General features: G+C 63.4%; 11 protein-coding genes and 1 pseudogene. All 12 read right to left on the bottom strand.

The features are described from left to right. Positions 1-11: 11 nt before the first annotated feature. Positions 12-452, bottom strand: coding sequence for a hypothetical protein (locus IY145_RS11460; protein WP_196408332.1), 441 nt, complete (start codon positions 450-452; stop codon positions 12-14). Positions 453-687: 235 nt separating this feature from the next. Beyond that, complete coding sequence (locus IY145_RS11455) at positions 688-1,188, bottom strand: hypothetical protein (protein ID WP_196408331.1); 501 nt, start codon at positions 1,186-1,188, stop codon at positions 688-690. Next, positions 1,178-1,936 carry a polymorphic toxin-type HINT domain-containing protein gene (locus IY145_RS11450; RefSeq protein WP_246722281.1) on the bottom strand — a complete coding sequence of 253 codons (759 nt, stop codon included), beginning with the start codon at positions 1,934-1,936 and terminating at the stop codon, positions 1,178-1,180. The genes IY145_RS11455 and IY145_RS11450 overlap by 11 nt, the downstream gene beginning before the upstream one ends. Positions 1,937-2,220: 284 nt before the next feature. Next, on the bottom strand, positions 2,221-2,574 hold the full coding sequence (locus IY145_RS11445; protein ID WP_196408329.1) for a hypothetical protein: 354 nt from the start codon (positions 2,572-2,574) through the stop codon (positions 2,221-2,223). Continuing rightward, positions 2,565-3,764 carry an RHS repeat domain-containing protein gene (locus IY145_RS11440; RefSeq protein WP_196408328.1) on the bottom strand — a complete coding sequence of 400 codons (1,200 nt, stop codon included), beginning with the start codon at positions 3,762-3,764 and terminating at the stop codon, positions 2,565-2,567. Before IY145_RS11440 ends, IY145_RS11445 begins: the two co-directional genes overlap by 10 nt. Positions 3,765-3,899: 135 nt before the next feature. Then, positions 3,900-4,559, bottom strand: coding sequence for an IS630 family transposase (locus IY145_RS25715; protein ID WP_246721731.1), 660 nt, complete (start codon positions 4,557-4,559; stop codon positions 3,900-3,902). Further along, a pseudogene (locus IY145_RS11430) lies at positions 4,490-4,825 on the bottom strand (winged helix-turn-helix domain-containing protein); the annotation flags it as partial. The pseudogene IY145_RS11430 and the gene IY145_RS25715, both read right to left, overlap by 70 nt. A gap of 428 nt (positions 4,826-5,253) precedes the next feature. Continuing rightward, positions 5,254-5,868 (bottom strand): DUF2750 domain-containing protein, encoded by a 615-nt coding sequence (locus IY145_RS11425; protein ID WP_196408327.1) that lies wholly within the window; start codon positions 5,866-5,868, stop codon positions 5,254-5,256. A 175-nt stretch (positions 5,869-6,043) separates the two neighbouring features. Next, positions 6,044-6,781 carry a polymorphic toxin-type HINT domain-containing protein gene (locus tag IY145_RS11420; protein ID WP_196408326.1) on the bottom strand — a complete coding sequence of 246 codons (738 nt, stop codon included), beginning with the start codon at positions 6,779-6,781 and terminating at the stop codon, positions 6,044-6,046. 127 nt (positions 6,782-6,908) lie between these two features. Beyond that, positions 6,909-7,268, bottom strand: coding sequence for a hypothetical protein (locus IY145_RS11415; RefSeq protein WP_196408325.1), 360 nt, complete (start codon positions 7,266-7,268; stop codon positions 6,909-6,911). Beyond that, complete coding sequence (locus IY145_RS11410) at positions 7,259-15,865, bottom strand: PKD domain-containing protein (RefSeq protein ID WP_196408324.1); 8,607 nt, start codon at positions 15,863-15,865, stop codon at positions 7,259-7,261. The genes IY145_RS11415 and IY145_RS11410 overlap by 10 nt, the downstream gene beginning before the upstream one ends. Next, positions 15,865-16,095 (bottom strand): hypothetical protein, encoded by a 231-nt coding sequence (locus IY145_RS11405; protein WP_196408323.1) that lies wholly within the window; start codon positions 16,093-16,095, stop codon positions 15,865-15,867. Before IY145_RS11405 ends, IY145_RS11410 begins: the two co-directional genes overlap by 1 nt. Positions 16,096-16,260: the final 165 nt, after the last annotated feature.

Below are 16,260 nucleotides of genomic sequence, written 5' to 3'. Positions count from 1 at the left end.
GCACGCTGCAGCTACTCGGCTCGAAGCCCTAATAGAATTTCTTCGTGGTTTACTTGTACAACCCAGGAGAGCTTTGAATCGAAAACGTCGATATCCTCGGCGCCTGGAAGCCAAATGTCATTTAGCGCGCGAGACAATTCTTTAAGAGATATAACATCGATAGCATCGAATTCATAGAAATTGATGAACACTACAACCGGATTATAACCACAGAAATCGGTAACAATATTATATAGGAACGTATCATCTTCCATTGGAATCGAAGTTGCTATCTCTTTAAATTTATGGGGAAATAATTTCCCGATTTCTTTGCGTGGCAAAGGGCTGTCAACGCCCAGCGACGCGAACAAGCGTTGCCGCAATATCGAAGATTCGGAGTCGGACAACGTTATCAAATCAGGAAAAGGCAGGCCTTTTTCCGACTCGTAATCCATTTTTTTCTGCTTCAGCATGCGCCTTACTCGATATCGATATGGCCCGACCGTCCGCCCGCGCCGCGCTTACCCCGCGCCAATCCCACCAATTGATGTGCGGACCGCGCCGATCATCAGCCGGATCCAGTCTTATTCCGCACTTTGAGTCACGGTTGTAATAAATGTCCAGGCCGGCAATCCATTCTCGCCCCTTCCAGCCATAGGGCTGCAAGGGAAGGCTCTCCACCACCGGATTGCTTGTTTTACAGTGAAGCTATTTCTTCGATTTTAGAGGCTTTTTCCCCATAGCCAACCTACCCATTATCGAGCCTATATTGCTTTCATCGACATCCACATCTTCATCAACGACGAATCCTCGAGAGGACCGTTCGAAGGCCAAAAGCTCCCTAAACTTCCGGATCGCCAATATCGGCCCATCGCCGTCCTCATTCGGACAAAGGCAAACATAGTTATTCAAATCTCCACCAACCCTATTCCTCTCAAGTTCATCAAAATCAGCAAATACCAGTGTGTCACGTTGTTTTCCTTCATAGAATTTCTCCGCATACGTTATGGACGGCCACAACAGCAACAGTTTTCGATCTAGGTAATCATATAATATGTAGCAATCGTCATCTAGAGCACACCAAGCTCCGCCATGGTCTGCAATCCTCCTCACGGAGTATCGTAGAACATCCTCCGGCTTTTCCGCCCTTATTGAAGCAAACTCTGCTTCATTCGGACGCCAGTCCTTTTCGTAGGATTTATCGGCCAAATCGAACTCCTCTCGAACGGTTGTCCCTCGAGAACTCAAAACGAGGATTGTCCCGGAATGTCCCCCTCCGTTGATTATAGGGATCCTGCGGATCGTGGCCAAGATCGATGCCGGGAGGATTTTTACAGCGACTCAGCGCTCCCCTTTCACGGAGCTGGTTTTGATACCAGCCCTTTATCCACCGTGGCGTATTGGGATGTTCGATCCACTTCTGAAGAACTTTCGTGGGAATTCGTCGACCGCTATGCGCCTCCGCCCCAGCATCGCCGACGAAATAATTATGGTCCTGCGCGACCTCGAAATTATAGACCAGCGTCGGTTGTTCTTCCAGTGAGACGTCGGCCACCGCGAGCGTCGCTTCGCGCTCGGAGACGATGCGGTCGCCCCTCTCGAGCCGACGGACCTCCGTCCAGCCCTTGCCCGCAACGAAGAACGGATGCTCGCTCGTCACGCTGAGCGTCTCGCGGCGGCCGTCCGGCCCGTCAAGCGTCAGATGGGCGATGCTCGGAGCCGTGCGGCGGAACAGCTCGCGCACCGGACGCCAGTCCACCTCGCCGGTGAAGCCGTCGCGCGCCGCGACCAGATCGCCGATCGCTATCTCCTCGATCGGCCGGCGGCCGAGCGCCGTCTCGATCGGCGTCCCCGCCTCGAAGGACGAGAAGTCCGAGATCGAGCAACCGGGAGACGGCGATGATTTGCGCGTGGGCGGACGGGGCTTCTTCACCGCCTTCACCGCGCAGGACGACATGTCGGTCACGAGGCATAGGCGCCGACCAGCGACGGGTCGTTGGCGAAGGAGAGCGCATCGGCCAGCACGAAGAAGCTGCAGGCGACGCGCGCGCCGATCTTCGAATTAACCGCGCGGCCGCGACGGCAATCCCAGTAGGCCCGGTCAGGCGCCGGACGGCCTCATAGAAGAAGCTCACTATTTCACATCACCTCGGCATTATCCAACATATTACCAAGAATACTGCCTAGCCGATCTAGCAATGTCGCCAGCACGTTGTTGTTATGACAGCTCCATGCGCAGATTCATGCTGTTTCCAATTTCCTCCACACTGAGTTTTGCCAAGCCAAAGTGATGCGTTGCTCATCGAGAGCTGCGCACGAATCATCGATCGATTTTGTCATATCTCGCATTCCGAACAAGGCGATCGACGATACATCAATTGCAATCCGTGTTATGTAGCTCGTCTCTGTTCGCAAAAGTGCGGGAAAGAATACGGAAATCGCATGCAAATCTGCGGCAAGCTCCTCGCGGTCTGCTGCGCTCATGCACGCAACAACCGCGCAAATCGAGGCCTCTTTTGCCCCTGAATTATCCAACGCTTCGCGCAGAGAGTCGGTCGTGTCGGTGAAGCGATTTAGCCACTGTGTCAATTCCATCGCTTCGGCCCCCATAGATCACGACAATCCGTCAGGTCGTTCCACCTCGGAGGGCCGAATGCCGGATTGTTGTTATTCGGCCACGCTCCAGTTCGGCGGCAAATCACGTTTCTATCAGAAGAACGCTGCAGGCAGCCACTCCGGCACGCCTGCTCCCGCTTCGAGCCTTTCGGATAGAGCCTGAAGCAATAGCCATTTTCCGTTTCCCACGACGGCGTGCAAGGATCTCGATCATCATCATCATTCGGTCCCGGTCCGCGTCCACCGGCACCCGACCCTACAGCTCCTCCGGCTCCTCGTCGACGCGCCAAAACCGGGGAAACGAGACATGGGCCGGGTCCAGCTTTTAACCCCACCACCTCGTAGGTCCCGTCGCCACTCAACCACGCGGCCAACTCCGACAATTTCGTTGAAATCGCGCAACCGACCGCGGCTGCCGCCGCGACAGGAGTCACCTGGGACAATATGGCGGATTCCGTCGCCGACAATCCGCTCGGATCATTCCACCGTCTCGGATTGTTCCAGGCGAAGCTGTAGAGGTTGGAATCGCCGCCGCCAAAGCCGAGCGGATCCTCGGCGAGGAAGCGCCCGAGCGCCGGATCGTAGAAGCGCGCGCGGTTGTAATAAATGTCGGGGCCCGCGATCCATTCGCGCCCCTTCCAGCCATAGGGCTGCAAGGGAAGGCTCTCCACCACCGCCAGCCGCCGCCCGAAACTGTCATAGTCGTAGCGGTTGAAGACGGTGGAGCCGGCGTTGGTGATCAAGCGGATCGAGCCTTCGCCATCCGCATGATAGTAGAATTGCGATCCCGTCCCCGGCGTCGGCGCCGCGCCCTGCGCATAGACTTCCGTCGCCAGCGGCTGATCGTCCAGCGGCCCATGGACATAGCGCACCCATTGGTCGCCGCCGTCGAGACGCCGCCGCGCCAGAACGACGTCGGGACCGTCGTAATAGAGCTCCTCATTGCCGCGCGGCGCCGGCCATTGCGGCGACACGAGACGCCCGAACGGATCGTAGACGAAGCCGATGGTGGTCCCGTCGGAGCCGAGAGCGGCGTCGAGCCGCATCTGGTTCGTGCGGGCGCGGAACGAGCTGACGAAGCTCCAGGCGACGCCGCCAGCCTTGGGCGTGCGCTTGGTCAGCTGCCCGTCGGCGCTCCAGTCATAGCGATTGTCGGCGTTCTCCAGCACGCGGTCGGCAACGTCGACGGCGTAGCTCGCCGAGATATGCGAGGCGATGCGATTGCCTTCCGGATCGTAGGAATAGCTCTCGATCTGCTGCGGCGGCGCGACAGAGTTCGCGCCGGTCAGACGGTTTCCGGCTGATTACTTCGGCTTGGCGATTTTTGGCCACCAATGGAAGCCGGCGCGGCTTTTGATGATGTCGCGCTCGCTCGCGAGCGCGGCGCATCTTTCGCCGATGATCGCGTCGAGTTCCTCTATCGTTCCGATGTGCTTGTTGACGATCGGCTCGTCGACGAGAGCCCATAAGGTCTCGGCGGGTTGCAGCTCCGGCGTATAGGGCGGCAGAAAAACCAGTCGCACGCCATCCGGCACGCTCAGACCAGCCTCGCCGTGCCAGCCGGCGTTGTCGATGACGAGCACGATCGTGCGATCGACGCCGGCCTTGGCTTCGCGCGCGAAGGTCTCGAGCAGCGCCGCGAAAAACGGCTTCGAGACGCCGTCGTGCACGTACCAGAAGGTCTCGCCGCTCGCCGGCGAGACGAAGGCGGTCACATAGAGCCAGTCGAAGCGATGATGGCCATGCGCGATCGGCCGCTCGCCGACGGGCGCCCAGACGCGCCGCGTGACCGGTTTCAGGCCGAGCCTGTGCTCGTCGCTGGCGAAGACCTCGACCGATCGCTCTGGATGCTTCGCGGCTTCCTCCGCGACGGCGTCTTCGAGGTTTTTTTGAACGCCGCCGCCTCCTCGGGCGAAGCCACCTTCGGATTTTTGGGGCGTGGAGCCTGGATCGACATGCCGCAGGCTTTCAGCGCTTCCCAGCCGCGCTGAACCGCAACTTTCTCCAGCCCCAATTCGCGCGCGAGAAAAGCCGCGACTTTCGCGCTCGTCCACAAGCCTCCGTCGTCGGGGGGCTCGTTCAGCCGAACGCGCAGCTCGGCGAGCAGATCGGGCTTCAACACCGTCGCCGTCGAGCCGTTGCGCCGGCGCAAGTCGCCGAGAGACTCCGGTCCTTCTGCGTTGTAGCGCGCCGCGAGTTGCTCGATCCAGCGCTGGGCAAAGGACGTCATCTCGGCGACTTCGCCGAGCGTGTGGCCCTTGGCGAGCAGCCAGATCGCATGGAAATGCCGCGCCTCGCGCGCGTTCGAACTCGAAACATACCGTTCACGCAACGCATCGACGCTCAAATGCGCAGCTATCGTCGCCATGACCCGCCTCCAGCGATTCATGGCGATACAGCTTAGCTACTTCGATTCGCCCCGGGAATCCCCGTCGCCGAGTCAATCAGCCGGAACCCGTATCAGACGCTCGACGGCGTCATAAGAGAAGGTCTTGGTTCCGGAAAGCTCGGCGAGAGCGGAGAGATTGCCGCGCAGATCATAGGCGTGATCGAATTTCAGGAGGGGATTGCCGGCCGGCGTCGGCCGATGCGCGAGGCTGGCGGAGCTAAGGAGGAGTCAAACTTGGCGGCAGGAAACCGACGCAAGAGAATTGCCCGTCACGGAAGATCGCCTTTCGGGCCTTGACCCATATTGCTTCGCAGTGCTTTTCGGAGAACGCGGTTATATTCTTCGTCCGCCATCTGTGGAGCAATTCGAGGCTGCTCGAGCTTTGCATTCCAGGCAATGCCCTCGGCTGCACCTCTCGCAACGAGCAAAGGCGCTTCGACCACCGTGCGCTTTCCCGGCAGCCAGAACTTGCCGACCAGAAGTTTTCTCTTGCGCAACTCAGTAAGAGTGTTGTCGATCCACTCGATCACACCTATCCTGAAGACTTCTGCGTCGCATTGGAGGGAGCTCTTGACATGTTCGACATATCTTTGAGCAGGCCAGAAAGGAACAGCTTTTCGTATCGTTCCTCTGACATCCTCTATGTCAAAAGTGAGTAGATTCCCATCCTTCTCTAACGCCCACACTTCTCCCCCGCGTCGGGCACCCCGATTGAACCGTTCCATCCGGCGCTCCGCATTTGCGACGCCGATCAAAGCTTGAAATTCCTTTTCGTTCGGCTCTTCGGGCCCCGCAAATTTCAGGCGGCCACAACGCAGTGCATCCTGCAATCCATATTCCCCGGAAATCGAGTTCGTCAGGGCGCTTTTAGTGTTTAACGCCATTTTGGATTCCTTCCCGTGATTCCCGGGCGAGAGCGATTGTCACGTCTCCATTCTAGACGTGACCTGTCGTCATGAGCTCCTCTGTTCGAAGGATAATGCCCGCAATCCATGCCGGGTGGATTACGAAGCTCATGCCAATCTCGATCGCGGTTAAGCTGCTGCTGTATCCAACCCTTTACGGAGCTTCTTTGGATCTCCGTCGCCAAAAATCTGCAGGCGCATTATGCGCCTCCGCCCCAGCATCGCCGACGAAATAGTTATGGTCCTGCGCGACCTCGAAATTATAGACCAGCGTCGGCTGCTCTTCCAGTGAGACATCGGCCACCGCGAGCGTCGCTTCGCGCTCGGAGACGATGCGGTCGCCTCGTTCGAGCCGGCGCACCTCCGTCCAGCCCTTGCCCGCGACGAAGAACGGATGCTCGCTCGTCACGTTGAGTGTCTCGCGCCGTCCATCTGGCCCGTCGAGCGTCACATGCGCGATGCTCGGAGCCGTGCGGCGGAACAGCTCGCGCACCGGACGCCAACCCACCTCGCCGGTGAAGCCGTCGCGCGCCGCGACCAGATCGCCGATCGCGATTTCCTCGATCGGCCGGCGGCCGAGCGCCGTCTCGATCGGCGTCACCGCCTCGAAGGACGAGAAGCCCGAAATCGAGCAACCGGGAGACGGCGCGGGCTTGCGCGTGGGCGGACGGGGCTTCTTCACCGCCTTCACCGCGCAGGACGACATGTCGGTCACGAGGTCATAGGCGCCGACCAGCGACGGGTCGTTGGCGAAGGAGAGCGCATCGGCCAGCACGAAGAAGCTGCAGGCGACGCGCGCGCCGATCTTCGGCGCCGCGCTGCCGCTGCGCGCGGCCACAAAGGCCGCATCCGCGCCAGTCGTCAGCGCGGTGGTCCCCTCCGCCGTCGTCACAATTCCGTCGCCGAGGATCGCGCCGGCCGTCGCCTGATCGATCGTCCCTTCTTCCGCTACGATGCTCAGCCCGCTCCGTCTTGATGATCGAAAGTAATAGGCATATCGGCTGGCTTACAGCTCAGACTCAGGCTGGCTTCGATTCCGGCTTCCTCCACACTGAATTTTGCCACGCCTCCGTAATGCGCCTTTCGTCGAGCGCAACACACATGTCGTCGATTACTTTTGGCATTTCTTGCTCAATGAACAGAGCGGCCGATGCAATATCGAATGCGAGGCTTAGAAAGGAACTCGTCTCCTTCCGAAGCAACGCCGGATAGAATACAGCGATCGCGTGCATATCCGCAGCTAGCTCTTCGCGATCTGTCGCTCCCATGCAGGCCAGAACAGCACAAATCGCCGCCTCCTTTGTCCCCGAATTATCCAGCGCCTCGCGTAGAGCGTCGGTCGTTTCCGTGAATCGGTCCAACCAGCGAGTCAGTTCCATCGCCTCGGTCCCCATAGATCGCGACAATCGGTCAGGTCATTCCACCTCGGCGGGCCGAACGACGGATCATTGTTGCTCGGCCATGCTCCGGTCCGGCGGCAAATTGAGTCTCTGACCCGCGAACGTTCCAGGCAGCCTCTCCGGCACGCCTCTTCACGCTTCGAGCCTTTCGGATAGAGCACGAAGCAATAGCCGTTTTCGCTTTCCCATGACGGCGTGCATGGATCACCGTCATCATCGTCATTCGGCCCCGGGCCGCGCCCACCTCCCGCGCCCGAACCCACGCCTGCGCCTCCCCTACCCCCTGGTCGACGCGCCAAAACCGGCGAAACAATACATGGAGATGCGAGTTGTAGTCCCACCACCTCGTAAGTTCCATCTCCACTCAGCCACGCGGCCAGACCTGACAATGTCGTTGAAATCGCGCATCCGATCGCAGCTGCCTCCGCAACAGGCGTCACCCGAGACAGTAGGCCGGATTCCGTCGCCGACAATCCGCTCGGATCATTCCACCGTCTCGGATTGTTCCAGGCGAAGCTGTAGAGGTTGGAATCGCCGCCGCCAAAGCCGAGCGGATCCTCGGCGAGGAAGCGCCCGAGCGCCGGATCGTAGAAGCGCGCGCGGTTGTAATAAATGTCGGGGCCCGCGATCCATTCGCGCCCCTTCCAGCCATAGGGCTGCAAGGGAAGGCTCTCCACCACCGCCAGCCGCCGCCCGAAACTGTCATAGTCGTAGCGGTTGAAGACGGTGGAGCCGGCGTTGGTGATCAAGCGGATCGAGCCTTCGCCATCCGCATGATAGTAGAATTGCGATCCCGTCCCCGGCGTCGGCGCCGCGCCCTGCGCATAGACTTCCGTCGCCAGCGGCTGATCGTCCAGCGGCCCATGGACATAGCGCACCCATTGGTCGCCGCCGTCGAGACGCCGCCGCGCCAGAACGACGTCGGGACCGTCGTAATAGAGCTCCTCATTGCCGCGCGGCGCCGGCCATTGCGGCGACACGAGACGCCCGAACGGATCGTAGACGAAGCCGATGGTGGTCCCGTCGGAGCCGAGAGCGGCGTCGAGCCGCATCTGGTTCGTGCGGGCGCGGAACGAGCTGACGAAGCTCCAGGCGACGCCGCCAGCCTTGGGCGTGCGCTTGGTCAGCTGCCCGTCGGCGCTCCAGTCATAGCGATTGTCGGCGTTCTCCAGCACGCGGTCGGCAACGTCGACGGCGTAGCTCGCCGAGATATGCGAGGCGATGCGATTGCCTTCCGGATCGTAGGAATAGCTCTCGATCTGCTGCGGCGGCGCGACAGAGTTCGCGCCGGTCAGACGCTCGACGGCGTCATAAGAGAAGGTCTTGGTTCCCGAGAGTTCGGCGAGAGCCGAGAGATTGCCGCGCAGATCATAGGCGTGATCGAATTTCAGGAGGGGATTGCCGGCCGGCGTCGGCCGATGCGCGAGGCTGGCGAGCCGCCCCGTCTGCGCCTCGAAGGAGAGGTCGGCCTCGAGCCCGTTGGGATAGACGAGACGCTGCGGCCGGCCGGCGGCGTCATAGCTCTGGGCGATGGTCTGGCCCCAGGGCGTCCCGATCGCCGTGACTCGATCTTCCGCGTCAAAGGCGTAGGCCGTGACGCCGCCGAGGCTGTCGCTCATCGACACGCGCCGCGACAGCGCGTCATAGGCATAGGAGAAGGCGACGGAGAGCGGATAGCCCGCCGTCTGCATGCCGACCGGGCGGCTCAACGCGTCATAAGCGAAATCATAGCCGAGGCCATTGTCGCCGCGCGTCGAGACGAGATTGGACGCCGCGTCGTAAGAAAAGCTCGTTCCGCCCTCCCCGATCAGCCGCTGCAGGCGATCATAGGCGAGCGCCTGCGTGAGCCCCGTGGGCGTCGAGAGCGAGACGGGATTGTCGTTGCGGTCGTAGCGGGTGAGCCAGCGCCCGCCCAGCGCGTCGACGCGCAGGTCGAGCCGCTTGTAGACGTCATAGCCGAGCCGCGTCTGCTTGCCGCGCGCATCGACGACGCTGACGGCATTGTCGCGCAGATCATAGCCGAGGCTGCGCGTCGCGCCGAGCGCATCGGTGACCGTGACGAGGCGATTGGCGGCGTCATAGGCGTAGCGCGTCACCGCGCCGGAGGCGTCCGTCGCCGTCAGCCGATTGCCATTGGCGTCATAGGTGAAGCTGCTGGTCCCGGCGTCGGGCGTCGTCTCGGAGACGAGCCGATTGTCGCCATCGAAGCTGCGCCGCGTGACATTGCCGGCCGGATCGACGATCTGAATGACATTGCCATTGCCGTCATAGCTCGTCGCCGTCACTTGGCCAGCGGCGGAGGTCTGCTCGATGACACGGTTGTTCGCGTCGTAGCGCGAGGCGCGATTGCGGGCGATCGAAGTTCCCGCCGCATCCACGGTGAGGATGAGGTTGCCGCGGCTGTCGTAGTAACGATCGAAGGCCGCGCCGGCGGCGTCGATCGTGCGCGAGAGATTGCCGCTGGTGTCGTAAGCATAGCTCGTCACGCGGCCGAGTGGATCGGTCTTGCTGAGCGCCGAGCCGCGCGCGTCATATGTATAGGCCATGACCCCGCCGAGCGCGTCGGTCATCGCCGTCATATTGCCGTTGGCGTCATAGCTCCATCTGGTGACATTGCCCTCAGGGTCGGTCTTCTGGATCACCTTGTCGTGAGTCGGCTCATACACGTAAGAGCTGACCCGCTCGAGAACGCTGCCGCTGACCGGATCGGCCGCATGTCCGACGCCCTCGCGCCGCTGCAGGAGATTGCCGCGCTCGTCCCAGAGAAATTCGTCGACGAGCGTGTCCGACGCGCCGATCTGCGGCAGGCCGAGCGGGCTCGGCGATATCGCGCCCGTGCTCGCGCCCGCCGCGATCTCGCTGCGCACGACATGATTGGCGTCGTCGCGATAAAAGCGCGAGACGCGGCCGAGAACATCGGTGACGCGCACCACCGCGCCCCATTCATTGACCTCCGACTCGCTGAGGTCGCCCTTGGCGTCCACCATCTGCGTGATGCGGTCCTCGACGGGCACGAAAGCGGCGTTGGCCGGCCCGCCGAGATCGACGCCCAGCGCATCGAGTCCGAGCGCGCGCGAGACGTCGAGCCGCACCGTGCTCCCGTCCGGATAGGTCTGGCTCTTCAGCTGGCCGGTCGACGAATAGCTGCTGCTCGTCTGGCCGCCATTCGGATCGATCGTCGTGACGAGCTGGTGATTGCCGTCGTAGAGATATTGCGTGACATTGCCCAGCGGGTCGACGACCTTGGTGAGATTGCCCGCAGCGTCGTGCTCATAGCTCGTCGTGCGGCCGGCGCCGTCGGTGGTCGAGGCGAGCCAGGAGCCGGAATAGGAAAAGCTCGTCGTCACGCCCGTCGGCCCGACGATCCGCGTCAATTGGCCTTGGCCATTGTAGGAATAATCGGTCGAATTGCCATTGGCGTCGACGAGCCTCGTCTGGAAGCCGTCGGCGCCGAAAGTGACGACTGTCCCGTCATTGTAGATGCGGCGGTAGCTCCCGTCGCCGTTCTGCACGAGCCGCGTATAGTCGCCGATCGGCGCGACGAAGGCGCCGTCCGGATGCGGCTTGCCGAAATAGATGGCGACGCGGTCATTGTCGATGTCGTTCACCGCGATATCGGCGATTCCATCGCCGTCGAAATCGACGACGTCGGTCTGGAAGCCGACGCGGAAGGGCGTGTCGATCTTCACCGGCGTCGGATTGAAATTTCCCTTGCCGTCATTGACGAAGACATAGAATCCGGCGGTCTTCGCCGAGACGATGAGGCTCGGGCGATTGCCATCGGCGAGCGGAGCCAGCGTCACGCTGTCCGGCGCGAGGCCTCCGGGGAGCGTGAGGGTCTGGCGGATATATTGATTGCCGGCTCCGGTCTGGCGCCATTGCACGATATAGACGGCGTTGGAAGCCGCGACGGCGAATGCGGGCAGACCGGATGCGTCTATATCGGCCGTGGCTAGCGCGCGTGACGGGCCGACCGGCCCGAGCGCCGTCGGCATTCTGATCGTGTCGAGAACCCATTCGTCCGCGTCCACCTGCCAATAGCCGAGACCACTCGGCCCGCGCGACCAATGGCCGCCGAAGCCATCGGTGTTTCCGCCATAGGTGAAGGAGAGCGAGCCGTCGGTGGTCAGCACTGCGACAGTGTCGTGTTGAAAGCCCGGCAGACGCACTTTGACGTGGGTGACATTGTAGCCGGGCAGTCTCGGCGCGTCGTGATGAAAGGTGAAATTGTTCCTGTCGTTGTTGTAGATGATGTGAAGATCGGGGTAGCCGCCCTGATTTTCACTCATCATGAGATGGCCGCCGCCGTCCCCGATGAAGTCGCCCGTCACAATGGCGCCGCCGGCGCCGTTGGATTCGACGGCGAGCGGCACGGGCAGAAAGGAGCCGCCCGACCCACCGATGAGAATCTTCGCGAGATTGTGCCGCGAATTGACATAGGCGACGTCGATATTGCCGTCATTGGTCACGTCGCCGGCGGCGACATCCGTCACGTCGACGTTGAGAGTGCCGTTGGCGTTTTGCGAGCCGGCGTCGCCGATGATCGGCGACGCGGTTTTGACGAACTGCCGGCCGCCGCGATTGAGGATGACGTTGAGAGAGCCGTCCCTCCAGCCAAGGCGCAGGATCGACGGAAGCCCATTGCCCAGCAGATCGGCCGTCGCGCCCAGGAAGGGTCCGCTGACGGGGATATAGACCGGGTCCGGCAGAAAATCCGGAGCCTGCTCCGGATGGGCGATCAGCGTGCGGCCATTGCCCTCGACGATGGCGAGCGAGCCGTCCGCCTGCTTCTCGAGCTTCTGCAACTCGGCGAGTTGCCAGCCGGCGCCGAAGGGGCTTTTGGCCTGATTATTGACGACGAGCGTTCCCGTCGCCTGCGCGCCGACCGCCGAGCAGGTGAATTTGGCGATGGTGAGCAAAGAGTAGCGATAAGAGCCCGAGACGAGATTGGTCGCATCGGCGACGCCCGCCTGTATGAGGCCATTGTCGCGCGCCGGATCGAGCGGGCCCGCGCCCGTGATGGGGGTCGACAGATTGGTCGTCGAGGCTGTCGGCTGGGCGACATTGGCGACGGTGAGCCGGCTCGTCAGCGTCTGCGGCAGGCCGAGGCCCGCGCCGAACTGCGCCGCGGCGTCGACGATCGGACGGGCGTTGGCGGTCGTCGAGTGGTAGACGAAGGTCAGGCCGCGCGCGGCGCCGAGCTCGCGCATTCCCGGCGGCGAGAAGCTCGTCGCGAGATCGCCGCCGCCGAGCGCGCTCGGATTGAAAATATCGGCGGGCTGCGTCTTGCGCTCGACCATTCCGGCGTGGCGAGGCGTCATGGCGAGCACCGTGCCGCCCGGAACGCCCCCGATGAGGGTGGAGATGCGCGCGCCGTCCGACGAGACCTGGCCGATTCCGACGACGCGGGCGCTGGCGAGCTGCGGATCGAAGGCCCAGAGATCGACCTGCGCGCCGGGCGGAAGCCCATCATTGTTGGCGATGGTGAGCTGGGCCGGAGGATTGAAGGTGACGCCCGTAGGCGAGACGACCAGCAGCTGACAGGGCGCGAAGCCGGCCGGCAGGCCGATCGGCGTGCCGGCGGGCAGCGAGCCGATGGACACCTGACCCGTATAGGGCGCCCCGCTGGCGGTGAAGGCCGAATTGGGCGCGATGGTCAGCGTCACGCCGAGCGCAGAATTGGTGATCGTCGTCGAGCCGGAGCCGCCGACGCTGCCCCCGCCGGAGGCCCGCGCCAGAAGGATCGGGCCGTCGAGCGTGTTGACGACGCCGGCGATCAGCGGCGCCGGGAGGACCGTGTCGAGATAGGACGAGCCGTCGGGCGCGGGCGTGGCTCCGCTGGCCGCGACGACGAGCGTCCCCTGCCCGGCCGGGAGGCCGGAAAGGGCGATCGCGCCGGTCGCGTCGCTGGTCGCGCCGATCGCGCCGATCGAGACCGCCGCGCCGACGACGGGGGTCGACACGCCATTCGCGTAATTTACGGCGTCATAGACCTTGGCCGTGAGGCCCGCTGTCGTTCCGATCGGCGTCCCCGTGACCGTCACGGGAACGGTCAGCGTGATCACATCCTTGCCGTTCGTGGCCTGGAAGGTGAAGGAATAGCCGGATGGATTATTGCTCGGCGGCCGGAATTTGAACGCGCCGGTCGTCGCATCGAAGCTCGCCCCCGAAGGCAGCGCGCCGGAATAGGCGTAGCTCACCGGCTTGCCGCTGGAATCGCTCGCGGCGACGGTGAAGGAGACGCTCGAGCCGAGCGCGACGCTCTGCGCCGGCACGGGCGTGAAGGTGAAGCCGCCCTGGGCGACGATCGTCGCCGTCGCCGGAGCCGAGGCGTTATACGGGTCGGAGACGACGAGCTGGACCGTGTAGGAGCCGGCCATATCGGGAACGAGATGCGCCACGGAGGAGGCCGCGTCGGTCACTGCGGCGCGGCTACCGCCCGGCGCGCTCGTCAGCGTCCAGGCGAAAGCGAGCGGATTGCCGTCCGGATCGACGGAGGTCGAGCCGTCGAAGCTCGCGGATTGGCCGACGAGAACCGGCGATTTGGCGGAGATCGCCGCGACTGGCTTCTGGGCGGTCACGTCGACGAGGAGCGTGCGCGGCCGGCTGTCGAGCACGCCGTCCGACACGATCAGCTGAACGACATAGCGGCCATAGGCGTCGGGCTTCAGCGTCGGGAGCGCGCTCGTCGGATTGCCGATGCCCGCCGCAGAGCCGGCGGGGCGCGACAGCAGCGACCATTTGTAGGTGAGGCCGCCGTTCGGCGTCGCCGGCAGATTGGGATTGATGGAGGCCGAGCCGTCCAGCCCGACGATGACCCCGCGATAGGCCGCGCCGCCCTGCCGCGGGACGGCGACCGGACGCGCCTCCACCGTGGAGACGACGACGTCGTCGGTCGAGAGCAGCAGGCGGTTCTCGACGGTGAGCTGCGCCACGACGAGCTTCGGCGTCGGGCCGGACGAGTGGTCCCTTCCGCTCGGCGTGATGGCGAGAGCGGCCGTGAGGGAAGTGGAATTGGAGAGCGCGCCCGGGAGCTGGTCGCCGAGGCCGAGGACCGTCCAGCTCGCCGAGAGCCTGCCGCCCTCCGGATCGCGAGAGGCCGAGCCGTCGAGGGAAACCACGTCGCCCGCGCGGGCCAGCAGATCGCGCCCCGCATCGGCGATCGGCGCGGCGGCGTCCGTCGCAATGACGACCGTCGCCGGCCGCGCATGGCCGAAGCCATCGTCGACGACGAGCTGCGCGACATAGGAACCAGCGACATCCGTCGTGAACGCGGGCTTGACGGAGGTCGGATCGTCGAGCGCGGCGGACGATCCCGTCGGCCGGGAGATCAGCGCCCAGCGATAGGTGAGCGCGTCGCCGTTCACATCGGTCGAACGCGAGCCGTCGAGCGTGATTTTCGCGCCGGGCGCGATGCGTTGATCGTCGCCGGCGTTCGCCACAGGAGGAACATTGGCGGTCGTCAGCAGGCTGGTGGCCAAACGCGGGCCGGCGCGTCGCGAGAGCCTCTCGCTCCCTTCGCGATCGTCATCGTCATTGTGATCGCGCTCGCGATCCCGATTCCGGGCGTGGTCACCGCCACCGCTCCCCTCGCGGGTGTGCTCATGGCCGTCCTCGCCGCCGCGCGCCGCGATCGGGAGCGTCGCCTGCACGACATAGTCGCCAGCGCGATCCAGCGTCACCGCCTGACGCGCGTCCGGCGCCGTCTTGAGTCGCGCGGCGCTTCCTCGGGGTTTCGACAGCAACGCCCAGCCGAGGTTGGTCGAGGCCGGCGTCCCAGACGGCAGATAGGTTCCGTCGGCGTCGACCCGCGCAGTTGCGCCGGACGCGAGCAGTTGCGCCGGCCCCGCGCTGGCCCGCCCGCGCAAGGCGCTGCGCGTCGAGAAAGTCACCAGAGAGGGAGCGCTGGTCTTGCCGGTCGCATCGACGACGACGAGCTGCGCGACATACTCGCCTGCGATGTCGACGCTCAGCGTCGGGCGCGCGATTGTCGTCGACGACAGGGCCGCGGCGCTATGCGCAGGCCGTCGCAAAAGCGTCCATCGATAGGCTATTGCGTCCCCATCGGCGTCGAAGGAGCGCGCACCGTCGAGCGCCACGGTCGCGCCGACCGCGACCTTCCGATCGAGGCCGGCGTCCGCGACAGGGGCGACGCTCTGCGTCGAGACCGTGACCGTCGCCCGCGCCGGGTTGCGGTCGTCGCCGCCGCCCTCGGATTGCGCCGTGACCGAAAAAACATAATCGCCCGCGACATCGACCTTGAACACAGGTCGCAGGGCGGAGCTGTCGGAAAGCCCGGCGGCGCTGCTCGAAGGGCGCTGGACGATCGCCCAACGATAGCGCAGCGCGCGTCCGCTCGCGCTGGTGGACCCGGATGCGTCGAGCTGAATGGTCTGCCCGACCGATGCGTGGCGATCGAAGCCTGCGTTCGCGACGATATCCGACGCCTCGTCATGGGCTTGCGCGTCGGATATCCGACCGGCGCCGATCACTAGGCAAATAGCGGTGAACAATAGAAAAAAGACGCAAGTCAGATTGTCATAATCCAGACCGAAGAAAGCCCGACGAGAAAACATCACACAGCCTCAAATCGCGTAATAACGGACCGTGAATTCGGAAATCGATCGAAGAAACGAAATAGGTCCGTCGGAAAGGTGATCTGCTCGGAGCGCTTGTCGCTCATCAGCTCGAACTTTGCAAGACCCGCAACCGCCGGATACATCGCGCCGCAGCGGATTTTGTCGGGTGCGCCGCCCGCGACGACGCGCGGCAAGGCAAATCTGCTGGCCGGATGGGCCGCCGGCATCGCGTTCGCCGGATGCAGCGAGTATGCCCCTCTCCCACCGCATCAGAGCCTACGCCAGAACTCATCGCGCGAAGCTCGTCGAAGGCGCCGCCACGAGGCCGCTCACTTATAGCTCGAGCCGACAGAGGGAGAAGGTTCGCCGTCGAGATCGAATTCGATCCGCTT

Source organism: Methylosinus sp. H3A (assembly GCF_015709455.1).
GTDB lineage: Bacteria > Pseudomonadota > Alphaproteobacteria > Rhizobiales > Beijerinckiaceae > Methylosinus.
Note: the sequence above shows the minus strand (reverse complement) of the source record. Positions and strands in the feature narration are given on the sequence as shown.

Coding starts and splice junctions, on each gene's coding strand:
- IY145_RS11460 (WP_196408332.1), bottom strand. CDS start 452: ATGCTGAAGCAGAAAAAAATGGATTACGAGTCGGAAAAAGGCCTGCCT.
- IY145_RS11450 (WP_246722281.1), bottom strand. CDS start 1,936: ATGTCGTCCTGCGCGGTGAAGGCGGTGAAGAAGCCCCGTCCGCCCACG.
- IY145_RS11445 (WP_196408329.1), bottom strand. CDS start 2,574: ATGGAATTGACACAGTGGCTAAATCGCTTCACCGACACGACCGACTCT.
- IY145_RS11425 (WP_196408327.1), bottom strand. CDS start 5,868: ATGGCGTTAAACACTAAAAGCGCCCTGACGAACTCGATTTCCGGGGAA.
- IY145_RS11415 (WP_196408325.1), bottom strand. CDS start 7,268: ATGGAACTGACTCGCTGGTTGGACCGATTCACGGAAACGACCGACGCT.
- IY145_RS11410 (WP_196408324.1), bottom strand. CDS start 15,865: ATGTTTTCTCGTCGGGCTTTCTTCGGTCTGGATTATGACAATCTGACT.
- IY145_RS11405 (WP_196408323.1), bottom strand. CDS start 16,095: ATGCCGGCGGCCCATCCGGCCAGCAGATTTGCCTTGCCGCGCGTCGTC.